25 protein-coding genes and 1 pseudogene are annotated in these 25,911 nt (G+C 69.3%); 18 read left to right on the forward strand and 8 right to left on the reverse strand.

From position 1 onward, the window contains the following. Positions 1–179: 179 nt before the first annotated feature. From ACEWX3_RS10885 to proB, 5 genes are all read left to right on the forward strand, one after another. The gene (locus ACEWX3_RS10885; RefSeq protein ID WP_374159414.1) at positions 180–3,152 is read left to right on the forward strand and encodes an Rne/Rng family ribonuclease; all 2,973 of its coding nucleotides are present in this window, start codon (positions 180–182) and stop codon (positions 3,150–3,152) included. Positions 3,153–3,309: 157 nt separating this feature from the next. Next, complete coding sequence (gene rplU / locus ACEWX3_RS10890) at positions 3,310–3,633, forward strand: 50S ribosomal protein L21 (protein ID WP_152517828.1); 324 nt, start codon at positions 3,310–3,312, stop codon at positions 3,631–3,633. 17 nt (positions 3,634–3,650) lie between these two features. Beyond that, positions 3,651–3,917 (forward strand): 50S ribosomal protein L27, encoded by a 267-nt coding sequence (rpmA, locus tag ACEWX3_RS10895; RefSeq protein WP_152517827.1) that lies wholly within the window; start codon positions 3,651–3,653, stop codon positions 3,915–3,917. An 84-nt stretch (positions 3,918–4,001) separates the two neighbouring features. Continuing rightward, entirely contained in the window at positions 4,002–5,453 is a 1,452-nt protein-coding gene (obgE, locus tag ACEWX3_RS10900) for a GTPase ObgE (RefSeq protein WP_374159415.1), read from the forward strand. Continuing rightward, positions 5,450–6,550, forward strand: coding sequence for a glutamate 5-kinase (gene proB, locus ACEWX3_RS10905; RefSeq protein ID WP_163677006.1), 1,101 nt, complete (start codon positions 5,450–5,452; stop codon positions 6,548–6,550). The genes obgE and proB overlap by 4 nt, the downstream gene beginning before the upstream one ends. A gap of 1 nt (position 6,551) precedes the next feature. Here proB and ACEWX3_RS10910 read toward each other — a convergent pair whose 3' ends face one another. The 3 genes and pseudogenes from ACEWX3_RS10910 to ACEWX3_RS10920 form a co-directional block, all read right to left on the reverse strand. After that, entirely contained in the window at positions 6,552–7,388 is an 837-nt protein-coding gene (locus tag ACEWX3_RS10910) for an NAD-dependent protein deacetylase (RefSeq protein WP_207067703.1), read from the reverse strand. A 174-nt stretch (positions 7,389–7,562) separates the two neighbouring features. Then, positions 7,563–7,979, reverse strand: a pseudogene (locus tag ACEWX3_RS10915) (Hsp20/alpha crystallin family protein); the annotation flags it as partial. A gap of 80 nt (positions 7,980–8,059) precedes the next feature. Beyond that, positions 8,060–8,566: a hypothetical protein gene (locus ACEWX3_RS10920; RefSeq protein WP_374159416.1), complete on the reverse strand. Its 507-nt coding sequence runs from the start codon at positions 8,564–8,566 to the stop codon at positions 8,060–8,062. A 77-nt stretch (positions 8,567–8,643) separates the two neighbouring features. Between ACEWX3_RS10920 and ACEWX3_RS10925 the strand changes: the two genes are divergently transcribed. Genes ACEWX3_RS10925 through ACEWX3_RS10935 form a run of 3 tightly spaced genes read left to right on the forward strand, consistent with a single transcriptional unit; the run spans position 8,644 to position 13,601 of the window. Further along, positions 8,644–9,723, forward strand: a complete 1,080-nt coding sequence (locus tag ACEWX3_RS10925) for a glucose 1-dehydrogenase (RefSeq protein ID WP_374159417.1) — start codon at positions 8,644–8,646, stop codon at positions 9,721–9,723. Further along, entirely contained in the window at positions 9,720–11,534 is a 1,815-nt protein-coding gene (locus ACEWX3_RS10930; protein WP_374159418.1) for a glycoside hydrolase family 15 protein, read from the forward strand. The genes ACEWX3_RS10925 and ACEWX3_RS10930 overlap by 4 nt, the downstream gene beginning before the upstream one ends. A gap of 3 nt (positions 11,535–11,537) precedes the next feature. Beyond that, positions 11,538–13,601 carry an NAD(+) synthase gene (locus tag ACEWX3_RS10935; RefSeq protein ID WP_374159419.1) on the forward strand — a complete coding sequence of 688 codons (2,064 nt, stop codon included), beginning with the start codon at positions 11,538–11,540 and terminating at the stop codon, positions 13,599–13,601. Positions 13,602–13,603: 2 nt separating this feature from the next. On the opposite strand, the gene ACEWX3_RS10940 is transcribed toward ACEWX3_RS10935, so the two are convergent. The 5 genes from ACEWX3_RS10940 to ACEWX3_RS10960 are packed head-to-tail and all read right to left on the reverse strand — an operon-like array spanning position 13,604 to position 17,733. Next, complete coding sequence (locus ACEWX3_RS10940) at positions 13,604–15,001, reverse strand: wax ester/triacylglycerol synthase family O-acyltransferase (RefSeq protein ID WP_374159420.1); 1,398 nt, start codon at positions 14,999–15,001, stop codon at positions 13,604–13,606. Between the two features lie 48 nt (positions 15,002–15,049). After that, positions 15,050–15,664, reverse strand: coding sequence for a cation transporter (locus ACEWX3_RS10945; protein WP_374159421.1), 615 nt, complete (start codon positions 15,662–15,664; stop codon positions 15,050–15,052). Further along, positions 15,664–15,993 carry a metalloregulator ArsR/SmtB family transcription factor gene (locus tag ACEWX3_RS10950; protein WP_221360063.1) on the reverse strand — a complete coding sequence of 110 codons (330 nt, stop codon included), beginning with the start codon at positions 15,991–15,993 and terminating at the stop codon, positions 15,664–15,666. The genes ACEWX3_RS10945 and ACEWX3_RS10950 overlap by 1 nt, the downstream gene beginning before the upstream one ends. 53 nt (positions 15,994–16,046) lie before the next feature. Next, positions 16,047–16,865, reverse strand: coding sequence for an enoyl-CoA hydratase/isomerase family protein (locus ACEWX3_RS10955; RefSeq protein ID WP_221360061.1), 819 nt, complete (start codon positions 16,863–16,865; stop codon positions 16,047–16,049). Positions 16,866–16,881: 16 nt separating this feature from the next. After that, the gene (locus ACEWX3_RS10960; protein WP_221360298.1) at positions 16,882–17,733 is read right to left on the reverse strand and encodes a ribokinase; all 852 of its coding nucleotides are present in this window, start codon (positions 17,731–17,733) and stop codon (positions 16,882–16,884) included. Between the two features lie 58 nt (positions 17,734–17,791). Between ACEWX3_RS10960 and ACEWX3_RS10965 the strand changes: the two genes are divergently transcribed. The 10 genes from ACEWX3_RS10965 (at position 17,792) to ACEWX3_RS11010 (ending at position 25,903) form a co-directional block, all read left to right on the forward strand. Continuing rightward, positions 17,792–19,051: a glutamate-5-semialdehyde dehydrogenase gene (locus ACEWX3_RS10965; RefSeq protein WP_374159422.1), complete on the forward strand. Its 1,260-nt coding sequence runs from the start codon at positions 17,792–17,794 to the stop codon at positions 19,049–19,051. 18 nt (positions 19,052–19,069) lie between these two features. Beyond that, positions 19,070–19,957, forward strand: coding sequence for a MoxR family ATPase (locus ACEWX3_RS10970; RefSeq protein WP_152517814.1), 888 nt, complete (start codon positions 19,070–19,072; stop codon positions 19,955–19,957). Further along, the gene (locus tag ACEWX3_RS10975; protein ID WP_374159423.1) at positions 19,957–21,390 is read left to right on the forward strand and encodes a VWA domain-containing protein; all 1,434 of its coding nucleotides are present in this window, start codon (positions 19,957–19,959) and stop codon (positions 21,388–21,390) included. Before ACEWX3_RS10970 ends, ACEWX3_RS10975 begins: the two co-directional genes overlap by 1 nt. 64 nt (positions 21,391–21,454) lie before the next feature. Further along, a complete protein-coding gene (locus ACEWX3_RS10980; RefSeq protein WP_207069165.1) occupies positions 21,455–22,177 on the forward strand; it encodes a GntR family transcriptional regulator in 723 nt (240 codons plus the stop codon). A gap of 73 nt (positions 22,178–22,250) precedes the next feature. Beyond that, positions 22,251–22,862, forward strand: coding sequence for a nicotinate-nucleotide adenylyltransferase (nadD, locus tag ACEWX3_RS10985; RefSeq protein WP_255728387.1), 612 nt, complete (start codon positions 22,251–22,253; stop codon positions 22,860–22,862). Further along, the gene (gene rsfS, locus ACEWX3_RS10990; RefSeq protein WP_207069201.1) at positions 22,859–23,257 is read left to right on the forward strand and encodes a ribosome silencing factor; all 399 of its coding nucleotides are present in this window, start codon (positions 22,859–22,861) and stop codon (positions 23,255–23,257) included. Before nadD ends, rsfS begins: the two co-directional genes overlap by 4 nt. After that, on the forward strand, positions 23,254–23,931 hold the full coding sequence (gene gpgP, locus ACEWX3_RS10995; protein ID WP_221360055.1) for a glucosyl-3-phosphoglycerate phosphatase: 678 nt from the start codon (positions 23,254–23,256) through the stop codon (positions 23,929–23,931). Before rsfS ends, gpgP begins: the two co-directional genes overlap by 4 nt. Then, complete coding sequence (octT, locus tag ACEWX3_RS11000; protein ID WP_221360053.1) at positions 23,921–24,658, forward strand: diglucosylglycerate octanoyltransferase; 738 nt, start codon at positions 23,921–23,923, stop codon at positions 24,656–24,658. The genes gpgP and octT overlap by 11 nt, the downstream gene beginning before the upstream one ends. A gap of 2 nt (positions 24,659–24,660) precedes the next feature. Next, entirely contained in the window at positions 24,661–25,503 is an 843-nt protein-coding gene (locus ACEWX3_RS11005) for a DegV family protein (protein ID WP_207069169.1), read from the forward strand. Positions 25,504–25,603: 100 nt separating this feature from the next. Continuing rightward, positions 25,604–25,903, forward strand: coding sequence for a hypothetical protein (locus tag ACEWX3_RS11010; RefSeq protein ID WP_374159424.1), 300 nt, complete (start codon positions 25,604–25,606; stop codon positions 25,901–25,903). Positions 25,904–25,911 lie beyond the last annotated feature (8 nt).

Here is a 25,911-nt window from a genome sequence, read left to right on the forward strand (position 1 = left end):
TGTGGCGCAGACCGTCCAGCCATCATTCAGACCGGCACCGGGATGACTCTTTCGGGAGCGCCCGGAGCAAGACCAGTACAAGTGCGGGAGTACCGAGCAAGCAGGGCCCCGGACACAAATCGGAAGCCCTCGCGTGGCCGCGTCAGCAAACGACGCGCCCGGGGGCTTGAGGAGAATACGTGGCCGACAATGACAATTTTCACGCTTCAGCCCACGACCTCCCGGAAGAGACGCAGCCCGCTGCTGACTCCGCCGGGAACGCGACCGAGGCGCCCCCTCCCGAACGCCTGAGGGTGCATTCGCTGGCCAGAGTCCTCGGGACCACCAGCCGAAAGATCATCGACGCGTTGGTGGAGCTCGACGGCCGCGCCCGCAGCGCGCATTCCACCGTGGGCCGCGAGGAAGCCGACCGGGTCCGCCAGGCGCTGGCCGAGGCGGAGTCGAGCGAAGCAGTCACCGGTGACGCGGCGGCCGAGCCGCCTGTGGATATGGCGGCCGAGCCGCTCGTGGACAGCGCGGCCGAGCCGCCGGCGGATCTCGTCGAACCCGCTACCGCACAGAACCCCGCGGCGGAGGCTGCCGAGGAGGAACCCGAGTCGCGGCTGATCCTGGAGACGCCCGCGCCGCAGACCACGGCGGCCGCCGACTATCTGCCGCTGTTCGTCGCGCCTCAGCCGGTCCGCTACCAGGAGCGCCGCGCCAACACCGACGACGAGGACGACGTCGCCGACACCGGCGAGGACTCCGACGCCGACGACACCGACACCGACTCCGACTCCGACGACGGACAGTCCGAACGCCCCTCGGGTAAACGGCGACGGCGGGGCCGCCGGGGCCGGGGCCGGGGCCGGGGTGAGCAGAACGGCGACGACACGCCCGACGGCGAGGCCGACAGCGCCGACGACTCAGCGGAGTCGGACCGCGACTCGGACGACTCCGGAGACTCCGACGACGACTCCGATGACGACGACTCGTCGTCGAGCGAGGGCGGCAACCGCCGCCGCCGGCGCCGCAGGCGACGCAAGTCCGGCTCCAGCAACGACGACGACAGCGGCACCTCTCCCGACGACCCGCCCAACACGGTCGTCCATGAGCGTGAGCCGCGTCAGTCGGGCAAGGGCGACGGCGGCAAGTCTTCCGGCGGCGACTCGGAAATCCAGGGCATCAGCGGCTCCACCCGGCTGGAAGCCAAACGGCAGCGCCGCCGCGACGGAAGGGATGCCGGCCGTCGGCGTCCGCCCATCCTGAGTGAGGCCGAATTCCTGGCTCGGCGCGAAGCCGTCGAACGCAGGATGGTGATCCGCGACAAGGTACGGACCGAGCCGCCGCACGAGGGCGCTCGCTACACCCAGATCGCCGTGCTCGAGGACGGCGTGGTGGTCGAGCACTTCGTCACCTCGGCGGCGTCGGCGTCGCTGGTGGGCAACATCTACCTCGGCATCGTGCAGAACGTGCTGCCGTCGATGGAGGCGGCCTTCGTCGACATCGGCCGCGGTCGCAACGGTGTGCTCTACGCCGGCGAGGTCAACTGGGAGGCCGCCGGTCTGGGCGGTGCCAACCGCAAGATCGAGCAGGCCCTCAAGCCGGGCGACTACGTGGTCGTACAGGTGAGCAAGGACCCCGTCGGCCACAAGGGCGCACGGCTGACGACCCAGGTGTCGCTGGCCGGCCGCTACCTGGTCTACGTGCCCGGCGCGTCGTCGACCGGCATCAGCCGCAAGCTGCCCGACACCGAGCGTCAGCGCCTCAAGGAGATCCTGCGTGAGGTCGTCCCCGCCGAGGCCGGGGTGATCATCCGCACCGCCTCCGAGGGCGTCAAGGAAGAAGACATCCGCTCCGACGTGGAGCGGTTGCAGAAGCGCTGGACCGAGATCGAGTCCAAGGCTGCCGAGATCACCAAGAAGAAGGCCGGCGCCGCGGTGGCCCTCTACGAGGAGCCCGACGTCCTGGTCAAGGTGATCCGCGACCTGTTCAACGAGGACTTCACCGGCTTGGTGGTCTCCGGTGAGGACGCGTGGAAGACCATCAACGACTACGTGACGTCCGTCGCGCCCGAATTGTTGCCGCGGATGTCGAAGTACGAGCCGCCCTCCGATGCGAACAACGCGCCCGACGTGTTCGCGGTGCACCGCATCGACGAGCAACTCACCAAGGCGATGGACCGCAAGGTGTGGCTGCCCTCCGGCGGCTCGCTGGTGATCGACCGCACCGAGGCCATGACGGTGGTCGACGTCAACACCGGCAAGTTCACCGGCTCCGGCGGCAACCTCGAGCAGACCGTCACCCGCAACAACCTCGAGGCCGCCGAGGAGATCGTGCGTCAGCTCCGGCTGCGCGACATCGGCGGAATCGTGGTGATCGACTTCATCGACATGGTTCTGGAGTCCAACCGCGACCTGGTGCTGCGGCGGCTGACCGAGGCGCTGGCTCGCGACCGCACCCGCCACCAGGTGTCGGAAGTGACGTCGCTGGGCCTGGTTCAGCTGACGCGCAAGAAGCTCGGCACCGGCCTCATCGAGGCCTTCTCCTCGACGTGCACACACTGCGGAGGTCGGGGGATCGTCCTGCACGGCGATCCGGTCGACTCCGCCTCGTCGGGCTCGGGACGTAAGTCCGAGTCGGGCGGCGGTCGCCGCAGCAAGCGCGGCAAGCGTGGCGCCCGCGAGCAGGAGGTGCAGGTTGCCAAGGTGCCGGCGCACAGCCCGGGCGAACACCCGATGTTCAAGGCGATGGCTGCGGCCAACGGCAAGCACGACGACGAGGACGACGAGAGCGGCACGTCCATCGACACCGGTGACGCCGAAGAAGTCGCCGAACTCGAGCCCGACACCATCCGGCGGGCCGTTTCGGGCATCTCGGAGGAGGATCTCGACGACGACTATGACGACAGCGATGACGACACGGACGACACGGACGACTCGGATGACGACACGGACGACTCGGATGACGACAGCGAGGACGACGAGACCGACGAGCTCGATCTCGATTCCGACGACGACGAGGACGAGGACGACCTGGAAGACGACCTCGACGTGATCAACGGATCCGCCGAGGACCGGAGCGACGACGAGCCGGTCACGGCGACCGCGCCGGGGAGGCGACCACGCAGGCGCGCCGCGGCACGACCCGCCGGACCGCCCTCGACCGACTGAGCGGTTTGACCCTCTCCCCGCTGGTCACGTACCCTTGACCAGTTGTCTGCAGGCCGAGCCGACGGCGGGCCGAAGACAGGGACGAGATCCCACCCGAACCCGCGCGCACCCCACCCGGTGATGCGTGCCCGCACGCGAGACAGAGGAAGACCTACCGATGGCAGCCGATAAAGCCACGTACGCGATCGTCAAGACCGGTGGCAAGCAGTACAAGGTCGCGGCCGGCGACATCGTCAAGGTGGAGAAGCTCGACGTCGAGCCGGGCGGAACCGTGTCGCTGCCGGTCGCCCTGGTCGTGGACGGCGCGAACGTCACCACCGATGCGAAGTCGCTGGAGAAGGTCGCGGTCACCGGTGAGGTGCTCGAGCACACCAAGGGCCCCAAGATCCGCATTCACAAGTTCAAGAACAAGACCGGCTATCACAAGCGCCAGGGCCACCGTCAGCAGCTGACGGTGCTCAAGGTCACCGGCATCAAGTAACGACGGGAGCGACAGAAATGGCACACAAGAAGGGCGCTTCCAGCTCGCGCAACGGTCGCGATTCAGCCGCCCAGCGGCTCGGCGTCAAGCGGTTCGGCGGGCAGGTCGTCAAGGCCGGCGAGATCATCGTCCGCCAGCGCGGCACTCACTTCCATCCCGGCGTCAATGTGGGCCGGGGCGGCGACGACACGCTGTTCGCCACCGCGCCCGGCGCCGTCGAGTTCGGCATGAAGCGGGGCCGCAAGTTCGTCAACGTCGTCCGCCCCGCGCGTACCGACGCCTAGAGGTTCCTCGCCGCGAACGTGACGTTGCCGCGAGGGTTGACCTGATACTCGCCATACCGTCACGTTCGTCGGAAAGGAACGACCATGCCCCGCTTCGTCGACCGCGTCGTCATTCACGCGCGGGCGGGTAACGGCGGCAACGGCTGCGCCTCGGTGCACCGCGAGAAGTTCAAGCCCCTCGGCGGTCCTGACGGCGGTAACGGCGGGCGCGGCGGAAGCGTGGTGTTCGTCGTCGATCCGCAGGTTCACACGCTGCTGGATTTCCATTTTCATCCACACGTCGTCGCGCCCTCGGGCAAGCAGGGCGCGGGCAGCAACCGGGACGGCGCCGCTGGTGCGGACCTGGAGGTGAAGGTCCCCGACGGCACCGTGGTCCTCGACGAGGACGGCCGCGTCCTCGCCGACATGGTGGGTGCCGGGACCCGGTTCGAAGCCGCCAGCGGCGGTCGCGGCGGCCTCGGCAATGCCGCGCTGGCCTCGCGTGCCCGCAAGGCACCCGGTTTCGCTCTCCTCGGCGAGAAGGGTGAGATCCGCGACCTCACGCTGGAGCTCAAGACGGTCGCCGACGTCGGTCTGGTGGGTTTCCCGTCGGCCGGTAAGTCCTCGCTGGTGTCGACGATCTCAGCGGCCAAGCCCAAGGTCGCCGACTACCCCTTCACCACGTTGGCGCCCAACCTGGGTGTGGTCTCGGCGGGCGAGCAGACGTTCACCGTCGCCGACGTGCCCGGTTTGATTCCCGGTGCCTCCGAGGGGCGCGGGCTGGGCCTGGAGTTCCTGCGGCACATCGAGCGCTGCGCGGTGCTGGTGCACGTCGTGGACTGCGCCACGCTGGAGCCGGGACGCGATCCGGTCTCCGACATCGAGGCGCTGGAAGCCGAGATCGCCGCCTATACGCCCACGCTGCAGGGTGATTCGATGCTCGGCGATCTCGCCGAGCGTCCACGCGCGGTGGTGCTGAACAAGATCGACGTCCCCGAGGCCCGTGAGCTCGCCGAATTCGTCCGCGACGACATCGCCGAGAAGTTCGGCAGGCCCATCTACGAAGTGTCGACGGTCACCCGAGAAGGTCTGCGGCCGTTGATCTTCGCATTGTGGGACATGGTCGCCGCGTACCGGGCCGCCCAGCCGGAGGTGGCTCCGCGCCGGCCGGTGATCCGACCCGTCGCCGTCGACGAGAGCGGGTTCACGGTGGAATCGGACGGTTCCGGTGGGTTCGTCGTGCGCGGTGTCCGGCCGCAGCGGTGGGTCGCGCAGACCAACTTCGACAACGACGAGGCCGTCGGCTACCTGGGTGACCGGCTGGCCCGGCTCGGCGTCGAGGACGAGTTGCTCAAGTTGGGCGCCAAACCGGGCTGCGCCGTGACGATCGGCGAGATGACCTTCGACTGGGAGCCGCAGACTCCGGCCGGCGTGGACACACCGATGTCGGGGCGTGGTACCGACGTCCGGCTCGAACAGACGGAGCGGGTCTCCGCCGACGAACGCAAGGCGGCCCGCAAGGCACGGCGGGAGACCCCCGACGAGGATCGGCAGTGAGCCTGCATCGCGACTCCATCCGGACCGCGCGCTCGGTCGTCGTCAAGATCGGCACCACGGCGCTGACGACGCCGACGGGGATGTTCGACGCCAGCCGACTCGAAGGCCTCGCCGATGCGATCGAAGCTCGGATGAAGTCCGGCTCCGATGTCGTGATCGTGTCCTCCGGCGCCATCGCGGCCGGCATCGAACCGCTCGGGTTGACCCGTCGGCCCACCGATCTGGCCACCAAGCAGGCCGCCGCCAGCGTCGGTCAGGTCGCGCTGGTCAACTCGTGGAGCGCCGCGTTCGGCCGCTACCAGCGCACGGTCGGTCAGGTCCTGCTGACGGCCCACGACATCTCGATGCGGGTCCAGCACACCAACGCACAGCGCACCCTGGACCGGCTGCGGGCGCTGCACGCCGTGGCCATCGTCAACGAGAACGACACCGTGGCGACCAACGAGATTAGGTTCGGCGACAACGACCGGCTCTCGGCGCTGGTGGCCCACCTGGTCGGCGCCGACGCGCTGGTGCTGCTGTCCGACATCGACGGCCTCTACGACAGCGATCCCCGCAAGGGGAATGCGCGCTTCGTGCCCGAGGTCACCGGCCCCGACGATCTGGCCGGGGTCACCGCGAGTCAGGGCAGCCACCTGGGCACCGGCGGGATGGTCTCGAAGCTGTCCTCGGCACTGCTGGCCGCCGACGCCGGAGTACCTGTACTGCTGGCCGCCGCCTCCGACGCCGCCGCGGCGCTGTCCGACGCCTCAGTGGGCACGGTATTCGCACCCCGTCCGCAACGCATGTCGGCACGGCGGTTCTGGGTCCGCTACGCGGCCGAAGCGGCCGGCTCCTTGACCCTCGACGACGGTGCGGTCAATGCCGTTGTGCGACAACGGCGCTCGCTGCTGCCAGCCGGAATCACGGCGGTGTCCGGCCGGTTCTTCGGTGGCGACGTCGTCGAATTGCGGTCCCACGATTCGACCATGGTGGCCCGCGGTGTGGTCGCCTACGACGCCGGCGAACTGGCGACCATGCTGGGCCGGTCCACCTCGGATCTGCCGGCTGAAATGCGCAGACCGGCCGTGCACGCCGACGACCTGGTCGCGGTGTAGGTCAGGCCGAACTCGCCAGCGCCGGCAACTCGTCGGCAAGCAATGCGAGCATCGGCGAGCATCCGGTGTCGATCTTGACGTCGGCCAGGTCGTCACCACGGGTGGGTCCGCGGTTGATGATCGCGACCGGCATTCCCTTGGCCGCCGCATGGCGGACGAAGCGGAAACCCGAGTACACGGTGAGCGACGACCCCGCCACCAACAGTGCGTCAGCGGAATCGACGAGTGAGTACGCCTGATCCACGCGGGCTTTGGGCACGCTCTCACCGAAGTAGACGATGTCGGGCTTGAGCATGCCGCCACACCGGGGGCAGTCGACGATCCGGAATGACGCGGTGTCGCTGACCATCGCGTCCGCATCGGGGGCCACCGCGATGCCGCCGAGCGTGGCGGCCCGGGCGGCGAATCCGGGGTTGGCCTGCTCGAGCAGGTCGGCCAGCGCGGCGCGAGTCATCGTGTGCCCGCAGTCCAGGCACACCACCCGGGCATAGCTACCGTGCAGGTCGATCACGCCCGGACTGCCCGCTTTGGTGTGGAGCAGGTCGACGTTCTGGGTGATCACCCCGTTGACGATTCCGGCCCGTTGCAGCGCAGCCAGCGCGCGGTGCCCGGCGTTGGGCATCGTCTGATCCATGTGTCGCCAGCCGAGGTGGTTCCGCGCCCAGTACCGCTGCCGGAACGCTGCATCAGAGGTGAACTGGCGGATGGTCATCGGGTTGCTGGGCGGCGAGTCGGGTCCCCGGTAGTCCGGAATGCCCGAATCGGTGGACATGCCCGCCCCGGTGAGCACGGCGGTGCGCCTGTCCTGCAGCAGGGCGACCAGTTCGGGTGCTTCCACCCCGTCAAATGTAGGCGATCAGTCAGTTCAGGCGTGTTCGTGCTGGTCAGCGCCGTTGGCGGCGAGTTGGTCATCACGATGGTCGCTCAGATCCGCCTCGTCCCGACCGTCGCCCGTGTCGTCCAGAACGTCATCGTCGTCATCATCGTCGTCGTCGATCGCGATGATCTCGACGACCTCGATGTGACGTTCGATGCGGTGTTCGTCGGACAGCGGCACCGACACGGTGAGGATTCCGCGGTCGTAGGTGGCATTGATCTCGTCGGCGTCGGCGCCGTCGGGCAGCGTCACCGTCCGAGTGAACGTTCCGTAGGCGAATTCCGAGCGCCCGCAGTTCTCGTCCGGTCCCGATCGCTGGGCGCTGATCGTCAGCTTGCCGTCACGCACGGTGACGTCGATGTCGTCGTCGGGGTCCACTCCGGGCAGCTCGGCGCGGACCTCGTAGACGTCGTCGTAGAGTTCGTCTTCGATGCGCATCGTGCGGTTCTCGAAGAGCGGGCGCAGCGCCGCCAATGCCGGCACTGTCTCGATCAGCTCGGCCAAGTCGGACAGCAGAGGGCGCGAAGGACGTTGGGTGGCAACCTTGTTCACGGCGTCCAGAATGCGCGCGCCAGGAGAAATCCGCGGGTCGACTTCGGTGCGTAGAGGCGAACGCCAAGCCAACTCGGGTGCTATTCCACCTGGGTGGGGCAGGCCTCGACGGGCACGAGGATGTTGATGACCCCGGATTTCTCGAACTCGAAGAACACCTCGACGCCCTCACCGGTCCGCGTGGATTCGTCGAGGTCCTGCACCACCGCCTCCAGCCGGGGTGCGCCCTGGACGTCTCTGCTGACCGCGACGGTCTCCTCGGGCGGGATGTCGACGGGAAGCGGGGGTTCGAACCGGATGTCCGCGGCCGCGGGAGCGGTCACCGACAGCAGCCGCTCGGTCTCGGTGATGCGGGTATTGGTCGCGGTGAACCGCAGTACCCCGCTGTCACCGGCCTGGATTTCGCACGACTCCACGTAAGTGGGGACGAGATAGGCGCTGTCGACCGAGGTCTCCAGCTCCGAGGGCGCGTCTGCGCCGCGGTCGGAGGACCCCATCACGGCATCGAGGCATCCGCTGAGCGGCAGCGCCAGCGTTGCGGCCGCGCAGGTGGCGAGGACTCTTCTCCGTCGGGGTGCAGTAGCCATTGTCGTGGTCCTACCCGCTTTAGGCCTGGTCAAACGTGTGCCGTTTCGGATCGGGTGCTCCGGGTAGCCGTGTGCGCGTGACTTCAGCGGTGATGCGGGCGTTGACGGTGCGGCCCGGCGACGCGGACTCCCTGGCGGTGACCGAGGTGGACGAACCCTCGCGCGGCACCGGCGAGTTGCTCGTCGACGGGCTCGCACTGGGGGTGTGCGGAACCGACCGGGAGATCGCCCACGGGTCCTACGGATGGGCGCCGCCGAACCGGGACCGGTTGGTGATCGGGCATGAATCACTGGGCCGCGTCCTGGAAAGCCCGCAAGCCGGCGACTTCAGCCGCGGCGACATCGTCGTCGGCGTGGTGCGCCGCCCCGACCCCGTCCCGTGCGGCGCCTGCGCGATCGGAGAGTTCGACATGTGCCGCAACGGTCGCTACACCGAGCGCGGCATCAAGGAGATCGACGGCTACGGCAGTCAGCGCTGGACGGTGTCCGTCGACTACGCGGTGAAACTCGATCCCGGCCTCGCCGACCTGGGCGTGCTGATGGAGCCCACCACGGTGGTCGCGAAAGCCTGGGAACAGATAGTCCGCATCGGCGAGCGCAGCTGGTTCGATCCGAAACGGGTCCTGGTCACCGGTGCCGGGCCGATCGGTCTGCTGGCCGCGATGCTGGGCGCCCAACGCGGACTCGATGTCCATGTGCTCGACCGGGTCACCGACGGCGCCAAACCCGCACTGGCGCGGTCCCTGGGCGCGACCTACCACACCGACTCCGTCGATGCCGTCACCAAGCGCCTGGCACCCGACGTGGTCATCGAGGCGGCCGGCGCCAGCAGCGTCGTCATCGACGCGATGACGAACACCGCCGAGTACGGCATCGTCTGTCTGACCGGGGTGTCGCCCCGAGGCCGCACGGTGCAGATCGACGCCGGCGGGCTCAACCGCGAGATCGTCTTGGAGAACGACGCCGTGGTGGGTTCGGTGAACGCGAACCTGCGCCACTACCGCGCCGCCGCCGACGCCCTGGGCAAGGCCGACCGGGACTGGCTGGCCGGTCTGATCACCCGCCGGGTTCCGCTGGCGCGCGCCGCCGAGGCCTTCCGGCCGTCCGAGGGCCACGACGACATCAAGGTCGTCATCGACCTGCAGGCGGCCGCGTGAGCCGCATCGAGGACTACGCGCTGCTGGGTGATCTGCAGACCGCCGCGCTGGTGGGCTGTGACGGCGCCATCGACTGGCTGTCGCTGCCGCGATTCGACTCCCCGGCCTGTTTCGCCGCGCTGCTCGACGACCGCGAAGCAGGACGCTGGCAGATCGCACCCGCCGGCGGCGGGCGCGCGACGCGCCGCGGCTACCGGGGTGACACGTTGATCCTCGAAACCGAGTGGGACACCGGGGAAGGCACGGTGCGCCTCATCGACTTCATGCCACCTCGTGGTACCGAGCCCGACATCGTGCGCATCGTCGAAGGTGTCGCCGGGAGGGTGCCGATGCACATGGACCTGCGACTGCGCTTCGACTACGGCCATGTCGTGCCGTGGGTCCGCCGTCACGACGACGATCTGGTCGCGGTCGCCGGCCCTGACTCGACCTGGTTGCGCACGCCGGTACCGCTGCGCGGTGAGGATCTCGCCACCGTCGCCGATTTCGACGTCGAAGCAGGACAACGAATCCCCTTCGTCCTGGCCTATGCCGAATCCCATCACCCCAAGCCCCGCCTCGTCGATGCCGAGCAGTCCCTGGCCGCGACGGAGAATTTCTGGACGAGGTGGATGGCGCACTGCGACTACACCGGGCCGTGGGAGGCCGAAGTCCGCCGGTCGCTGCTGCTGCTCAAAGCACTGACCTACGCGCCCACCGGCGGGATCGTCGCAGCCGCGACGACGTCACTTCCGGAAGACCTCGGCGGGTCGCGCAACTGGGACTACCGTTACTGCTGGCTGCGTGATGCGACGTTCACCCTGCAGGCGCTGCTGGGCACCGGGTACGTCGCCGAAGCCCGCCAGTGGCGCGAGTGGCTCGTGCGGGCCGTCGCCGGTGATCCCGCGACATTGCAGATCATGTACGGCCTCGACGGCAGTCGCCGGCTACCCGAGCAAGACCTGACCTGGCTGCGGGGCTACGAGAATTCGCGACCGGTCAGAATCGGCAACGCCGCGGCGGGCCAGTTCCAGCTCGACGTGTGGGGCGAGGTGCTCGACGGCCTGCACCTTGCCCGTGACGCCGGCATCCCGACCGACGACACGGCCTGGGATGTGCAACTGGCCCTGCTGGACTTTCTGGAGGGCAACTGGCAGCAGCCCGACAACAGTCTCTGGGAGGTCCGCGGTCCTCGACGGCAATTCGTACATTCCAAGGTCATGGCCTGGGCCGGGGTGGACCGTGCGGTGCGCTCGGTGGAGAATCACGGGCTCCCCGGACCCGTCGAGCGGTGGCGGGCGCTGCGCGACCGCATCCACGCCGATGTGTGTACGCATGGTTTTGACGCGCAACGCAATACGTTCACGCAGTACTACGGTTCGACGAGCCTGGACGCGTCGCTGTTGCTGATTCCGCGGACCGGCTTTCTGCCCTGGGACGACCCCCGGGTGGTCGGCACCGTCGATGCGGTGCAGCGGGACCTCACCGTCGACGGCGGTTTTCTGCTGCGTTACCGAACCGAGCACGGCGTCGACGGTCTACCCGGCGGTGAAGGCGCATTCCTGGCCTGCACCTTCTGGCTGGCCGATGCGCTGTTCGGCATCGGCCGCGTCGCGGAGGCGCGGGATCTCTTCGAGCGTTTGCTGGCCCTGCGCAACGATGTGGGCATGCTCAGCGAGGAGTACGACCCGGTCACGGCGCGGCACGTGGGGAACACCCCGCAGGCCTTCAGCCTGGTGGGCCTGATCAACACCGCCAGGGAGCTCTCGGGCACGCACACCGAGACCTCGGGTGCCTCCGGTCAACGTGCGGTACGCGACGGGACACAATGAGGCATGGACTTCTACTCGGCCTACCAGCACGGCTTCGTCCGGGTCGCGGCCTGCACCCAGCACACCGCGCTGGCTGACCCCGCCGCCAACGCGGAATCGGTGCTGGCCACCGCCCGCGACTGCGACGCCGACAGCGTCGCGGTGGCGGTCTTTCCCGAGCTGACGCTGTCGGGCTACTCGATCGACGACATCCTCATGCAGGACGCCCTGTTGGAGGCCGTGCACGAGGCGCTGCTCGAGGTCGTCGCCGGTTCGGCAACCCTGATGCCGGTGCTGGTGGTCGGTGCACCGCTGCGGTTCGGGCACCGCATCTACAACACGGCGGTCGTCATCCATCGGGGCCGGGTCCTCGGCGTGGTGCCCAAGTCCTACCTGCCCACCTACCGGGAGTTCTACGAGAAACGTCAGATGGCTGCCGGCGACGACGTTCAGGGCGTCATCCGCATCGGCGACGTCGACGCTCCGTTCGGCGCCGACCTGTTGTTCGCCGCCACCGACGTTCCCGGCTTCGTGCTGCATGTCGAGATCTGTGAGGACATGTTCGTCCCGGTTCCGCCGAGCGCGCTGGCCGCGTTGGCCGGGGCGACCGTGCTGGCCAACCTGTCGGGCAGCCCGATCACGATCGGGCGGGCCGAGGACCGCTCACTGCTGGCGCGGTCGGCGTCGGGCCGGTGCCTGGCGGCCTACGTGTACGCCGCCGCCGGCGAGGGTGAGTCCAGCACCGACCTCGCCTGGGACGGCCAGACGATGATCTGGGAGAACGGTCGCTGTCTGGCCTCCTCGGAACGGTTTCCCGACGGGCCCCGCCGTTCGGTGGCCGACGTCGACCTGGAACTGCTGCGCAACGAACGGCTGCGGATGGGCACCTTCGACGACAATCGGGTGCACCACGAGATCTCCGACGACGACTACCGGCGGGTGGAGTTCCTGCTCGACCCGCCGCCCGGCGACATCGGATTGCGCCGCAGCGTCGAACGTTTCCCGTTCGTACCGTCCGATCCCGCACGGCTGGAACAGGATTGCTACGAGGGCTACAACATTCAGGTGTCCGGGCTGGAGCAGCGGCTGCGTGCGCTGGGTGCGCCCAAGATCGTCATCGGGGTCTCGGGCGGGCTGGACTCGACGCACGCCCTGATCGTCGCGGCGCGCGCGATGGACCGGTTGCAGCGCCCGCGCAGCGACATTCTGGCGTTCACGCTGCCCGGTTTTGCGACCGGCGACCGCACGAAAAGCAATGCCGTCGCGTTGTGCGACGCGCTCGGGGTGACCTTCAGCGAGATCGACATCCGACCGAGCGCCGAGCTGATGCTCAGCGAGATGGGTCATCCGTTCGCGCTGGGGGAGAAGGACCCGGCCAAGATCTACGACGTCACGTTCGAGAACGTGCAGGCCGGTCTGCGCACCGACTACCTGTTCCGGCTGGCCAACCAACGCGGCGGCATCGTGCTGGGCACCGGTGATCTCTCGGAGATCGCGCTGGGCTGGTCCACCTACGGTGTGGGCGACCAGATGTCGCACTACAACGTCAACTCGGGTGTGCCGAAGACACTGATCCAGCATCTGATCCGGTGGGTGATCTCGGCCCAGCAGTTCGGGCCGACCGACGATCCGATCAATGTGGCCCTGCAATCGGTGCTGGACACCGAGATCACCCCCGAGCTCGTTCCGGCCGGCGAGGACGAGGAGGTCCAGAGCACCGAGGCCAAGATCGGCCCCTATGCGTTGCAGGACTTTTCGCTGTTCCAGGTGTTGCGCTACGGCTTCCGTCCGTCCAAGGTGGCGTTCCTGGCGTGGCACGCGTGGCACGACGCGGCGGCCGGTTCGTGGCCGCCCGGCTTCCCCGAGGACGACCGGCCGGAGTACAGCCTCGCCGAGATCCGTCGCTGGCTGACCGTGTTCGCGCAGCGGTTCTATTCGTTCTCACAGTTCAAGCGCTCGGCGATTCCCAACGGCCCCAAGGTGTCGGCGGGGGGGTCGTTGTCTCCGCGCGGGGACTGGCGGGCGCCGTCGGACATGTCGGCGCGGACCTGGCTCGACGAGATCGAACGGTCGATCCCGGCGGACTGACGTCAGCCGACCACCAGCGCCAGCGTTCCCAGCGCGGTGGAGCGGTGTGGCACCGCACTGAGTTCGGCGAGACGGGTGACCGCGCGAGCGATCCCGGCGGCGAGGTCGTCGACGTCCGGAGCGTGGTCGTAGTCGGCCAGGATGCCGAATGCCAGGTGATCGGCGTAGCTCAGGATGGCCACGGCGGTGCGCAGCTGGGCGCCCAGCGGCGGGATCGGTGCCAGCCGCACGACTTCGCGGCCCATGATCTGCAGCCGGTGCCGTGGCCCGGGCACGTTGGTGGCCAGGGTCACGACCCCGCGCTGCGGCAGCCGGCTGAACGCGCGTACCGTCCAGGCGCTCATCGCGAACGGGATCAGGTTGGCCGCCGAGACGAAGATGCTCGACGCCTCGCGTTGACCGCTCTTCTTGGCGGTGGTCAGCCGGCGGTGCACGGTCTGGAGTTGCTGCAGCGGATCGGGCAGGTCCACCGGAAGGTAGGGCAGCATCGCCGCGACCCGGTTGTCGGGATCCCCGGCGCGCGGGTCTGCCGCCGACCCGCGCAGCGACACCGGCACCAGCGTGCGCAGCGAGGTGCGCCTGGGTGTCTCGCCACGGTTGATCAGCATCGACCGGAAGCTGTCGGTGATCGCGGCCAGCGCAACGTCGTTGACGGTGACACCGAACCTTTCGCACACCTTGTCGACGTCGGCCATCGACACCTCGGCCAGCGCGAACCGTCGCATGTCGCTGACGGGGCCGTTGAGGGTCGATGCCGCAGGCCGGATGAGCCCGCCGGCGATCTCGGCGGCGCCGTGCACCGCCTGCACGGCAACGTTGGCCACTTCGGTCGAGGTGCGCCACGCGGAGCTCATCCATCGCAGGGGGTTCAGTGACAACGACGGGGGGCCGGCCGGTGTCGCAGTGGTAGCGCTGACCACCTGCAGGCCGGCCGCCTCGTCGAAGAGGCGGCCCAGCATCCGGGCGGCGGACACCCCGTCGGCCATGCAGTGGTGGATCTTTGTCAGGACCGCCCATCGATTCTGTGCCAGGCCCTCGATGACCCAGGACTCCCACAGCGGGCGGTTGCGGTCCAGTCGGTGACCCATGATGTCGGCGGTCAGGCGGTGCAGCGCAGCGTCGTCGCCGGGGCGCGGGACGGCTACCCGGTGCACGTGATGGGTGATGTCGAACGCGGGGTCGTCGACCCATTCGGGGGCGCTGAGGTCCCAGGGCCGGGTGCGGAGCACCTGCCGTAGGCGCGGCTCGGCAGTGATGCGGTCGGCGATGAGCCCGATCAGCGCGTCGAAGTCCGGAGCCGGACCCGTCAACACCGCGATGCCGCCGATGGCCATGCTGATGTGGGGGTCGGCGTCCTCGACTTCGAGGAAGCCCGCGTCGAGCGCGCTGAGGTGTTCCATGCCGCCACACTGCGCGCTGACGCGTTCTTGGGGCAGGGCCGGAAGTCCTCAGTTGGCGCAGCACGGGTCGCCGCGCCAGGCCTCAATGCCCTCCCGCACCGCCAGCGCAGCGATGCCGAGCGCGGCCACCGGATCGGCCCACGTCCAGCCCAGCACACTGTGCAGGACCAAGCCGGCCAGCAGCACCGCCGACAGGTAGGCGCACAGCAGCGTCTGTTTGGAGTCGGCGACCGCCGAGCGCGAATTGAGTTCGCGTCCGGCGCGACGCTGGGTCAACGACAGCGCCGGCATGATGACCAGGCTCGCCGCGGCCAGCGCGATCCCGATCTTCGTCGGCTGGGGTTCACCGATGCCGGCCAGAGACAGAGCCGCATCGACACTGACGTAGGCCGCCAGCGCGAAGAACGAGAACGCGATGAAACGCAGCGCGGCTTTCTCGCGGGTCTCGGGGTCGCGCGCGGAGAACTGCCACGCCACGGCGGCGGCCGAGGCCACCTCGACGGTCGAGTCGAGTCCGAACCCGACCAGAGCCGACGAGGACACCCGGGCGCCCTCGGCCAGCGCGATGACGGCCTCGACGACGTTGTAGCTGATCGTGGCGGCGACGAGCAGACGGACCCGGCGGGTCAGCACCGCCCGCCGGGTGGGGGTGGGTCCCGTCATCAGCAACAGTCCTGGTCCTCGGCGGCGGGGCAGCAGGCGGGATCGACGACCAGCACGATTCCGAGTAGTTCGTCGAGGGCGTGGGCGATTCGCGGGTCGGAGAGCTCGTAGCGGGTGCGCCGGCCCTCCGGGCAGGCGCTGACGAGCCCGCAGCCGCGCAGGCAGGCCAGGTGATTCGACAGGATCTGGCGAGAGACTCCGATGCGTTCGGCAAGTTCGGACGGGTAGCCCGGCCCCTCGCGCAACAGGAGCAGGATCTCGGTCCGGGTGGGGTCTGACAGGGCAGATCCGAACCGCGAAAGAGCGCCGATACCCAATGCGGTCTGCATGGGGACCGACTGTACAGGCTGATATGAATTCAGCGCAATCTGAACTATCGGGGTCAGAGGCGGTCGTCGACTCGCAGATCAGGATGTACCCAGTTCGGTGACCGGCGCTCCTTGAACGACCGGAACCCTTCGGCCGCCTCCGAGGACGAGAAGCTGGCCTGCATGCCGATGCGATCGAACAGTCCGAGGTAGTTGTCCAGGCTGGACTTCACCACGCTGCGGGCTCCGGGCGCGGTCCGCGCGCACTGACCCAGCACCTCACGCGCCGCGTCGAGCAGATCGTCGTGCGCAACGACACGGGCGACCAGGCCCCACTCGTGCGCCTCGGCCGCGGTCAACGTGCGGCCGGTGAACATCAGATCCCGGGTCCGGACCGGGCCGATCAGCCGGGCCAGCATCTGGCTGTAGTACGTGTCGGCGATGCCACGCAGCAGCTCGGGAACCCGGAACGTAGCGCGGTCGCTGACCACGGCCATATCGCTGCACAACGCGATCTGCATGCCGCCGCCCTGGCACAGCCCGTTGACCGCCGACACCACCGGCTTCACGGACTGCCGCAGCGTTTCGAACGGCGTCACGTCCATCCCCAGCGCCGAGCCGAACGTCAGCCAGTTGTCCGAGCCGTCGCCACCGCCCATGTCACCGCCGGGAGCGAACACGTCGCCGGCTCCGGTGATCAGTAGGCCGGCCAGCTCCGGGTCGGCGTCGACGTGGCGCACGGCGTAGCGGATGCCGAAGTACATCGCCGGCGTCATGGCGTTGCGGGCCTGAGGCCGGTCGAGCGTGCACACCGCGAAGGGTCCCTCCCGGGTGAACCTCAGATACGGAGTGCCGAGCCAGTCGCCGTCGGGTGGCCGCGGTGTGGTCGTCATCGGCAGGCTCCTTCGGTCATTGCTCGACGGCGTCGTCGATGGCCTCAGCGTAGGGCGCGCAGTCGCCCGCACCCGGCACCAGCGTCGCCAGCGCCCCGGCCGCACACGCACGTCGCAACGCGGTGTGCAGACCGTCGGACCACGCCGCGGCGAGCGCCCCGGCGAACACGTCACCGGCACCGGTCGTGTCGACCGCCTCCACCGCGGGGGCGGGCACATCGAACCGCCCGCCCTCACCGTGATGCGCCGCTCCGCGGGCACCGCGGGTGACGATCAGATGCGCGACTGCGCCGTCATCCCATGCTCGAGCCTCGGTCTCGTTGACCACCACGACATCGGCGAGCCCGGCCAGCCGGCGAACCTCTGGTCCGGCGGGGGAGGCGTTGACGATGACGGTCGCGCCCGCATCACGCGCGGTGCGCGCGGCCGCCCGGGCCGTGTCGATCGGGATCTCCAGGGACAGCAGCACCACGTCGGCGTCGGCGATCACCGCGCGAAGTGCCCCTGAGGCCAGCGTCAGATGAGCATTGGCGCCGGGGGCGACGACGATGCAGTTCTCTGCGTGGGCGTCGACGAGGATCACGGCCGAGCCGCTGGGTCCGGGAACCGTGACCAGACCGGCCAATCCCACGTCGTTGGCGCTGAGGTGGGCGCGCAGCTGATCGGCGGCGGCGTCGGTGCCCACCGCCGCGACCAGCTGCACCGAGGCGCCTGCGCGCGCGGCGGCGACCGCCTGGTTGCCGCCCTTGCCGCCCGGTGCCCACGACGTTGTCGCGGCCAACACCGTCTGGCCCGGTTGCGGCAACGCGTCGACGGCGAAGGTGTGATCGACGTTGACACTGCCGACCACACACACCCGCGCAGGCATGGCGCTCACGCTAGCTCCTCGGGCGAGACGGCGCGGGCAGGTCCGATAAGCTGGGCTAATGGTTCTGCCCGCTCCTTCACGCGGCGACGTCGCCGACGACCTGCGTGCGCAGGTGCACGACGCCGCCCGCCGGGCGCGTAGCGCCGCCCGGGCCTTGGCGACCCTGAGCACGGACACCAAGAACCACGCGCTGCGCACCGCCGCCGACTACGTGCTGATGAACACGCGCACGATCATCGAGGCGAACGAACGCGACCTGGAGGCCGCGCGCAACGCCGGCACGCCGGCGGCGATGCTGGACCGACTGGCCCTCGACCCGGCCCGTATCGAAGGCATCGCCGACGGGCTGCGTCAGGTCGCCGGCCTTCCGGATCCGGTCGGGGAGGTGCTGCGGGGCCGCACCCTGCCCAACGGGCTGCAGCTGCGCCAACAGCGGGTGCCGCTCGGGGTCGTCGGCATCGTCTACGAAGGCCGGCCCAACGTCACCGTCGACGCGTTCGGGCTGACGCTCAAGAGCGGCAATGCCGTGCTGCTGCGCGGAAGCTCCTCGGCGGCCCAATCCAACAGCGCGTTGGTCGATGCGTTGCGCGCGGCGCTGGTGACCGACGGCCTGGACTGCGAGAGTGTCCAGCTGCTGCCCAGCTCAGACCGCGCCAGCGTCACCCACCTGATCCAGGCGCGCGGCCTCGTTGACGTGGTGATCCCGCGCGGCGGCGCCGGACTGATCGACGCCGTCGTGCGCGATGCCCAGGTCCCCACCATCGAGACCGGTGTCGGCAACTGTCACGTCTACGTGCACGCCTCCGCCGACCTCGACATGGCCGAGGCCATCCTGCTCAACGCCAAGACGCGGCGGCCCAGCGTGTGCAATGCCGCCGAGTCGCTGCTGGTCGACGCCGCGATCGCCGACGTCGCGGTGCCCCGCCTGACCGGTGCGCTGCAGGCGGCAGGGGTCACGGTGCACACCGACCCCTCCGACGCCGAACTGCGCGCCGAGTTCCTGTCGATGGACATCGCGCTGGCCGTCGTCGACGGTGTCGACGGTGCCGTCGAGCACATCAACGAATACGGCACCGGTCACACCGAGGCCATCGTCACCACAGACCTGGCCGCTGCGCAGCGGTTCACCGAACGGGTGGACGCCGCGGCGGTCATGGTGAACGCGTCGACCGCGTTCACCGACGGGGAACAGTTCGGTTTCGGCGCCGAGATCGGCATCTCCACCCAGAAGTTGCACGCCCGAGGACCCATGGGTCTGCCCGAATTGACGTCGACCAAGTGGATCGTGTGGGGAGACGGCCACACGCGTCCGGCCTGAGTCAGGAGAGATCATCCAGTGAGCGTCCCCGCACGCCCCGCACCGCTGTTCGCCGACATCGACGATGTCGCCCGGCGGCTGGCCGAAACCGGGTACCTGCCCGACACCGCGACCGCCACCGCGGTGTTCCTGGCCGACCGCCTGGGCAAGCCGCTTCTGGTCGAAGGTCCGGCCGGTGTCGGCAAGACCGAGTTGGCCCGCGCCGTGGCCCAGGCGACGGGTTCGGGACTGGTGCGGCTGCAGTGCTACGAGGGTGTCGACGAGGCGCGCGCGCTCTACGAGTGGAACCACGCCAAGCAGATCCTGCGCATCCAGACCGGCAACCAGGGCGGTCAGGGCGACTGGGACCAGACCAAGATGGACGTGTTCTCCGAGGAGTTCCTGCTCAGCCGTCCTCTGCTGACCGCGATCCGGCGCACCGACCCCACTGTGCTGCTGATCGACGAAACCGACAAGGCCGACATCGAGATCGAAGGCCTGCTGCTGGAGGTACTGTCCGATTTCGCGGTCACGGTGCCCGAGCTCGGCACCATCGTCGCCGAACGCAAGCCGCTGGTGGTGCTGACCTCCAACGCGACCCGGGAGCTGTCCGAGGCGCTCAAGCGGCGGTGCCTGTTCCTGCACATCGACTTTCCCGACGCCGACCTCGAGCGGCGCATCCTGCTGTCGCGGGTGCCCGAGCTGCCCGAGCGCATCGCCGACGAGTTGGTCCGGATCATCGGGGTGCTGCGCGGCATGGCGCTCAAGAAGGTGCCCTCGGTGGCCGAGACCATCGACTGGGGCCGCACCGTGCTGGCGCTGGGTCTGGACACCATCGACGACGAGATGATCGCCGCCACGCTCGGTGTCGTGCTCAAGCACCAGTCCGATCAGGTCAAGGCTGCCGGGGAGCTGAGGCTCAACTGATGGCACCCCGACGCACCCGACCCCCGCAACCCCTGGCGCCGCACGGCATCCCGGGGCATCTGGTCGAGTTCGTCGAGGCGTTGCGCAGGCAGGGGATCTCGGTGGGCCCGTCCGAGACGGTCGACGCCGGGCAGGTGATGGCCACCCTCGGGCTGGGGAATCGGGAGGTGCTGCGCGAAGGTCTGGCGTGCGCGGTGCTGCGCCGACCCGATCACCGCGACACCTACGACGTGCTGTTCGACCTGTACTTCCCGGCCGCGTTGGGCGCCAAGACCGTGCTCTCCGACGAGGACACCGAGGAGGGCCTGCCGCCCGAGGACATCGAGGCGCTGCGCAGCGCGCTGGTCGACATGCTGGCCGACAACGACGACGTGGCCGACCTCGACGAACGACTGGCCGCGATGATCGCGCAGATCGTCGAGGCCTACGGCCGGTACAACTCCAGCCGCGGCCCGTCGTACTCGTCCTATCAGGCCCTCAAGTCGATGAGCCTCGACGACCTGGAGGGCCGGCTGCTGGCCGGTCTGCTCGCCCCCTACGGCGAGGAACCCACCCCGACCCAGGAACAGATCGCCAAGGCGCTGGCCGCGCAGCGCATCGCGCAGCTGCGCAGAATGGTCGAGGCCGAGACCAAGCGACGCACCGCCGAGCAGCTGGGCCGCGAACACGTCCAGACCTACGGTGTCCCGCAACTGGCCGAAAACGTCGAGTTCCTGCGTGCCTCCGGCGAACAACTCCGCCAGATGCGCCGCGTGGTGGCACCGCTGGCCCGCACCTTGGCCACCCGGCTGGCCGCCCGGCGGCGCCGCTCCCGGGCCGGGGAGATCGATCTGCGCAAGACGCTGCGCAAGTCGATGTCCACCGGCGGGGTGCCGATCGACGTCGTGCTGAAGAAACCCCACCCGGCCCGCCCGGAACTGGTCGTGCTGTGCGACGTGTCCGGCTCGGTCGCCGGGTTCAGCCATTTCACCCTGTTGCTGGTGCACGCGCTGCGCCAGCAGTTCTCCCGGGTGCGGATCTTCGCCTTCATCGACACCACCGACGAGGTGACCGAGCTGTTCGGCCCCGACGCCGACCTCGCGGTCGCGGTGCAGCGCATCACCCGGGAGGCAGGGGTCTACACCCGCGACGGCCACTCCGACTACGGGCACGCGTTCGTGTCGTTTCTCAACGACTTCCCGAACGTGCTCTCGCCGCGCAGCTCGCTGCTGGTGCTCGGGGACGGCCGCAACAACTACCGCAACCCCGAAACGGAGTTGCTTTCACACATGGTCAACGCCAGCAGGCATGCGCACTGGCTCAATCCCGAACCGCGCCACCTGTGGGGCAGCGGCGACTCGGCGGTCCCGCGCTACGAAGACGTCATCACGATGCACGAATGCCGGTCGGCCAAACAGCTGGCATCGGTCATCGACGCTCTACTGCCCGTCTGAACCCACAGCTGTTTTTCAGCTGACGCTGCCGTTTATTCGTCGGTCACGCGGCTACGCTGCAGAGATGCCCGCAGGCACACCGCTGTATCTGCTGCTCGCAGCCGAGGTGCGGGACCGGATCGCGACCGAGCAGCTCGCTCCGCACACCGCGGTGCCGTCCGAACGTGAACTCGCCGAACTGCACGGCGTCAGCCGGATGACCGCACGACAAGCCCTCGCCCTGCTGGAGAGCGAAGGGCTGGTGTACCGCAATCCGCCGCGCGGCACGTTCGTCGCCGAACCCCGCGTCCGGTTCCACATCGGCAGCTTCTCCGAAGAGGTCGCCCGGATGGGGCGGCGACCTGCCGCCCAACAGCTGGGTGCCGACCTTCAACAGGTCACTCCCGCGGTCGGGCACGCAATGGGACTGACCGACGACGCGTGGGTGCACGTGTTCCACCGGCTGAGAACCGTCGACGACGTCCCGTTCGCGCTGGAGACCACCTATCTGCCCGCCGAGCTGACTCCGGGCATCCTCGATGAGTCCGAACAGGGATCGCTGTGGGAGGCGCTGCGGTCGCGGTACGGCGTGCAGCTGGCCCGCTCGACAGCGGTGCTGGAGTCCATCGTGCTGGACGACGCCACCAGCATGCGGCTCGGTGTGCGCGCCGGCGCGGCCGGGACTCTGCTGATCCGGCGCACCGAGGACGTCACCGGCCGGTGCGTGGAGTACGGCCGCGACATCTACCGCGCCGACCGGGTCGCATTCGAGGTCTGCGAGTCGATCGGCTCGCTGTTCTCGGTCTGAGCTGTCCGGCTCCGCCCTTTTCGGTCCCGTAAGCTCGCTAGTCGTGCAGGCAGGCGGCCGACGGCAGAGAAGGCTGGGCGTGATGGGTGGGACGTTCGATCCCATCCACAACGGCCACCTCGTCGCGGCCAGTGAGGTCGCTGACCTGTTCGACCTCGACGAGGTGCTGTTCGTGCCGACCGGGCAACCGTGGCAGAAGCGCAGCCGACCGGTCACCGCCGCCGAGGACCGCTATCTGATGACCGTCATCGCCACCGCGTCCAACCCCCGGTTCTCCGTCAGCCGGGTCGACATCGACCGCGGCGGACCGACCTACACCAAGGACACGCTGCGTGACCTGCGCCGGGCCAACCCCGACGCCGACCTGTACTTCATCACCGGCGCCGACGCGCTCGCCTCGATCCTGTCCTGGCAGAACTGGGAGGAGCTGTTCGCCCTGGCCAGTTTCATCGGTGTCAGCCGGCCCGGCTATGAACTGGACGGCAAGCACATCTCGGCCGCGATGGCCGAACTGCCGGACGACGCCCTGCACCTCGTCGAGGTCCCCGCGCTGGCCATCTCGTCGACGGACTGCCGGGTCCGCGCCGAGCGGGCCAGGCCCATCTGGTATCTCGTCCCCGACGGGGTGGTGCAGTACGTCGCCAAACGCAACCTCTACGTCAAAACCGAAGGAGATCGCCCCTGACCGCCTCAGCTGAAGCCCTCGACATGGCCACCGTCGCCGCCCGCGCGGCCGCCGCCAAGCTCGCCGACGACGTCGTCGTCATCGACGTCTCCGACGAGCTCGTCATCACCGACTGTTTCGTCATCGCCTCGGCGTCCAACGAACGCCAGGTCAACGCCATCGTCGACGAGGTCGAAGAGAAGATGCGCCTGGCCGGGCACAAACCCGCGCGCCGCGAAGGCACCCGGGAAGGACGCTGGACCCTGCTCGACTACGTCGACATCGTCGTCCACATCCAGCACCAGGACGAGCGCAACTTCTATGCGCTCGACCGGCTGTGGCGGGACTGCCCGACGGTGCCGGTGGACCTCGACGAGGCCGCCGGCGCTGCCGACACCACGGAGGACCGGGGATGAGGGTCCGTCGACTCGTCATGCTCCGCCACGGGCAGACCGAGTGGAACGCCGGCAGCCGCATGCAGGGCCAGATCGACACCGACCTGACCGACCTCGGTCGCCAGCAGGCCGACGCGGCCGCCGAACTGCTCGCCAAGCGACAACCGTTGCTGATCGTCTCCTCGGATCTGCGCCGCGCACTCGACACCGCCGTCGCCCTCGGCGACCGCAGCGGCCAGCCCGTCAGCATCGACACCCGGCTGCGGGAAACCCATCTGGGCGACTGGCAGGGCATGACCCACGTGGAGGTCGACGACGTCTCGCCCGGGGCGAGGCTGGCCTGGCGTGACGATGCGCGATGGGCCCCGCACGGCGGCGAGAGCCGCGTCGACGTGGCCGACCGCAGCGTGCCGCTGGTGCGTGAGCTGGTCGCGCAGCAAGTGGCCTGGGGGGTCGAGGACCCCGACCGGCCGGTGGTACTGGTGGCGCACGGCGGGCTGATCGCCGCGCTGACCGGTGCGCTGCTGGGCCTGCCGGTGGACAACTGGCCGGTGCTCGGCGGCATGGGGAATGCGAGCTGGGTACAGCTGGCCGGGCACACCCGCGCCGACGGGGACCCGGCGTCCTACGACGACATCCGATGGCGTCTGGACGTGTGGAACGCCTCGGCGCAGGTCGCCAGCGATGTGCTCTGAGCGCGCCAGGACGCTGCTGGTCTTCTGTGACTCGCTGTCGTACTACGGTCCCACCGGCGGGCTGCCCTCCGACGACCCGCGCATCTGGCCCAACATCGTGGCCGACCAGCTGGGTTGGCGGCTGGAGCTCATCGGCCGGATCGGCTGGACCAGCCGTGACGTCTGGTGGGCCGCCACCCAGGACCCGCGCTCGTGGGCGGCGCTGCCCAGCGCCGGCGCGGTGATCTTCGCGACCTCGGGAATGGATTCGCTGCCGTCGCCCCTGCCGACCGCACTGCGTGAGATGATCCGCTATGTACGGCCGCCGTGGCTGCGCCGCTGGGTGCGCGACGGCTACGGCTGGGCACAGCCCCGGCTGTCCCCGGTCGCCCGGGCCGCCCTGCCGCCGCACCTGACCGTCGAGTACCTCGAAATGACCAGGGCGGCAATCGACTTCAACCGACCCGGAATGCCGATGGTCGCCTCGTTGCCGTCGGTGCACATCGCCGACACCTACGGCCGGGCCCACCACGGCCGCCCCGGCACCGTCGCGGCCCTCACCCGGTGGGCCGCCGAGCGCCGAGTGCCGCTGGTCGATCTCAAGGCCGCCGTTGCCGAGCACGTGCTCGGCGGCCGCGGCAACCCCGACGGCATCCACTGGAACTTCGAAGCGCACCAGGCAGTGGCCGAGCTGATGGTCAAAGGACTCGCCGAAGCTGGTGTCCACGTGGCGGATTCGCGCGGCTGACCATGTCGGTGGTGGTGGTCAGCGACTCGTCCTCGCGGTTGGGGGCCGACGAACGCAAACAGTGGAACATCCGCGAAGTCCCATTGCACGTGCTGGTCGAGGACCAGGACCTGCGCGACGGTGTCGACGAGATTCCCTACGACATCCACGACCGGGCCAAGGTCACCACCGCGGGGGCGACTCCGGCCGAGCTGACCGAGACCTACCGTCAGGCGCTGGCCGACAGCGGCGGCGACGGGGTGGTCGCCGTGCATCTGTCGTCGGCACTGTCGAGCACCTACAGCGCCGCGGTCAGCGCGTCGCGGGAATTCGGTGCCGCGGTGCGGGTCGTCAACTCCCGGTCGGCGGCGATGGGAGTGGGGTTCGTCGCGAAGGCGGCCGCCCGCAGCGCTGCCGCCGGTGCGGACCTGGATACCGTCGAGGATGCCGCGCGGGCGGCGTTGACCCGCACCCATGTCTTCCTGGTCGTGCACCGGCTGGACAACCTGCGCCGCAGCGGGCGGATCAAGACCGCGGCCTCCTGGCTCGGCACCGCATTGTCGCTCAAACCGCTGTTGCGTCTGGACGTCGACGGACGGCTGGTGCTGGACCAGCGCATCCGTACCGTCACCAAGGCCCATGCCGCGATGGTCGAGCGGGTCGCCGAGGTGGTGGGGGACCACGGCGCCGACGTCGTCGTCCACCACGTCGACAACCACGACGCCGCCGACGAACTCGGTGCGGCGCTGACCCGCCGACTGCCGCAGCTGTCCTCGCTCACGGTCGCCGACATGGGTCCGCTGCTGTCGGTGCATGTGGGAGCCGGGGCGGTGGGCGTCGCGGTGCACGTCGCGGCCCAGCACTGAGCACTCGCCGCGATTGTCACGGTGTCGAACGTTCAAGACGCCGGAATTCCGGTTATCCGGGCGGTAGCGTCAGCGCCACCCCGGGTGACAGGAGACGACCATGAGGCACTGCATCGTCGCAGCACTGAGCGTGATGCTGATGGCCGTCGCAGGTCTGTTCACCGCAGCACCACCCGCTCGGGCGGGCTGCTTCCCCGGAGGCGCACCCGGGGTCATCAACAAGTGCGACGGGCCGGTGCAGGCGGACGGGACGTGGCAGCGCTGCGTCGCAGTGGCCAAATACGTGCCGCGGGGGTTCAGCTCCTACCTGGTGCCGGAACGGCACTGCGATGTGATGAGCGCCGGGCGCCCCCACCCCAACCCAGAATTCGCCAACCCGCCCACGCACATCCCGGGCTGAGCGGGCCG

The organism is Mycobacterium sp. G7A2 (assembly GCF_041902445.1).
Taxonomy (GTDB): domain Bacteria; phylum Actinomycetota; class Actinomycetes; order Mycobacteriales; family Mycobacteriaceae; genus Mycobacterium.

What these genes read in the sequence shown, in the direction of transcription:
- gpgP (WP_221360055.1), top strand. Translation starts at nt 23,254, where the DNA reads ATGAGGGTCCGTCGACTCGTCATGCTCCGCCACGGGCAGACCGAGTGG.
- octT (WP_221360053.1), top strand. Translation starts at nt 23,921, where the DNA reads ATGTGCTCTGAGCGCGCCAGGACGCTGCTGGTCTTCTGTGACTCGCTG.
- ACEWX3_RS10940 (WP_374159420.1), bottom strand. Translation starts at nt 15,001, where the DNA reads ATGGAACACCTCAGCGCGCTCGACGCGGGCTTCCTCGAAGTCGAGGAC.
- ACEWX3_RS10920 (WP_374159416.1), bottom strand. Translation starts at nt 8,566, where the DNA reads ATGGCTACTGCACCCCGACGGAGAAGAGTCCTCGCCACCTGCGCGGCC.
- obgE (WP_374159415.1), top strand. Translation starts at nt 4,002, where the DNA reads ATGCCCCGCTTCGTCGACCGCGTCGTCATTCACGCGCGGGCGGGTAAC.
- ACEWX3_RS10945 (WP_374159421.1), bottom strand. Translation starts at nt 15,664, where the DNA reads ATGACGGGACCCACCCCCACCCGGCGGGCGGTGCTGACCCGCCGGGTC.
- ACEWX3_RS10955 (WP_221360061.1), bottom strand. Translation starts at nt 16,865, where the DNA reads ATGACGACCACACCGCGGCCACCCGACGGCGACTGGCTCGGCACTCCG.
- rpmA (WP_152517827.1), top strand. Translation starts at nt 3,651, where the DNA reads ATGGCACACAAGAAGGGCGCTTCCAGCTCGCGCAACGGTCGCGATTCA.
- ACEWX3_RS10965 (WP_374159422.1), top strand. Translation starts at nt 17,792, where the DNA reads ATGGTTCTGCCCGCTCCTTCACGCGGCGACGTCGCCGACGACCTGCGT.
- ACEWX3_RS10960 (WP_221360298.1), bottom strand. Translation starts at nt 17,733, where the DNA reads ATGCCTGCGCGGGTGTGTGTGGTCGGCAGTGTCAACGTCGATCACACC.
- ACEWX3_RS10935 (WP_374159419.1), top strand. Translation starts at nt 11,538, where the DNA reads ATGGACTTCTACTCGGCCTACCAGCACGGCTTCGTCCGGGTCGCGGCC.
- ACEWX3_RS10975 (WP_374159423.1), top strand. Translation starts at nt 19,957, where the DNA reads ATGGCACCCCGACGCACCCGACCCCCGCAACCCCTGGCGCCGCACGGC.
- ACEWX3_RS11010 (WP_374159424.1), top strand. Translation starts at nt 25,604, where the DNA reads ATGAGGCACTGCATCGTCGCAGCACTGAGCGTGATGCTGATGGCCGTC.
- ACEWX3_RS10950 (WP_221360063.1), bottom strand. Translation starts at nt 15,993, where the DNA reads ATGCAGACCGCATTGGGTATCGGCGCTCTTTCGCGGTTCGGATCTGCC.
- ACEWX3_RS10980 (WP_207069165.1), top strand. Translation starts at nt 21,455, where the DNA reads ATGCCCGCAGGCACACCGCTGTATCTGCTGCTCGCAGCCGAGGTGCGG.
- rplU (WP_152517828.1), top strand. Translation starts at nt 3,310, where the DNA reads ATGGCAGCCGATAAAGCCACGTACGCGATCGTCAAGACCGGTGGCAAG.
- ACEWX3_RS11005 (WP_207069169.1), top strand. Translation starts at nt 24,661, where the DNA reads ATGTCGGTGGTGGTGGTCAGCGACTCGTCCTCGCGGTTGGGGGCCGAC.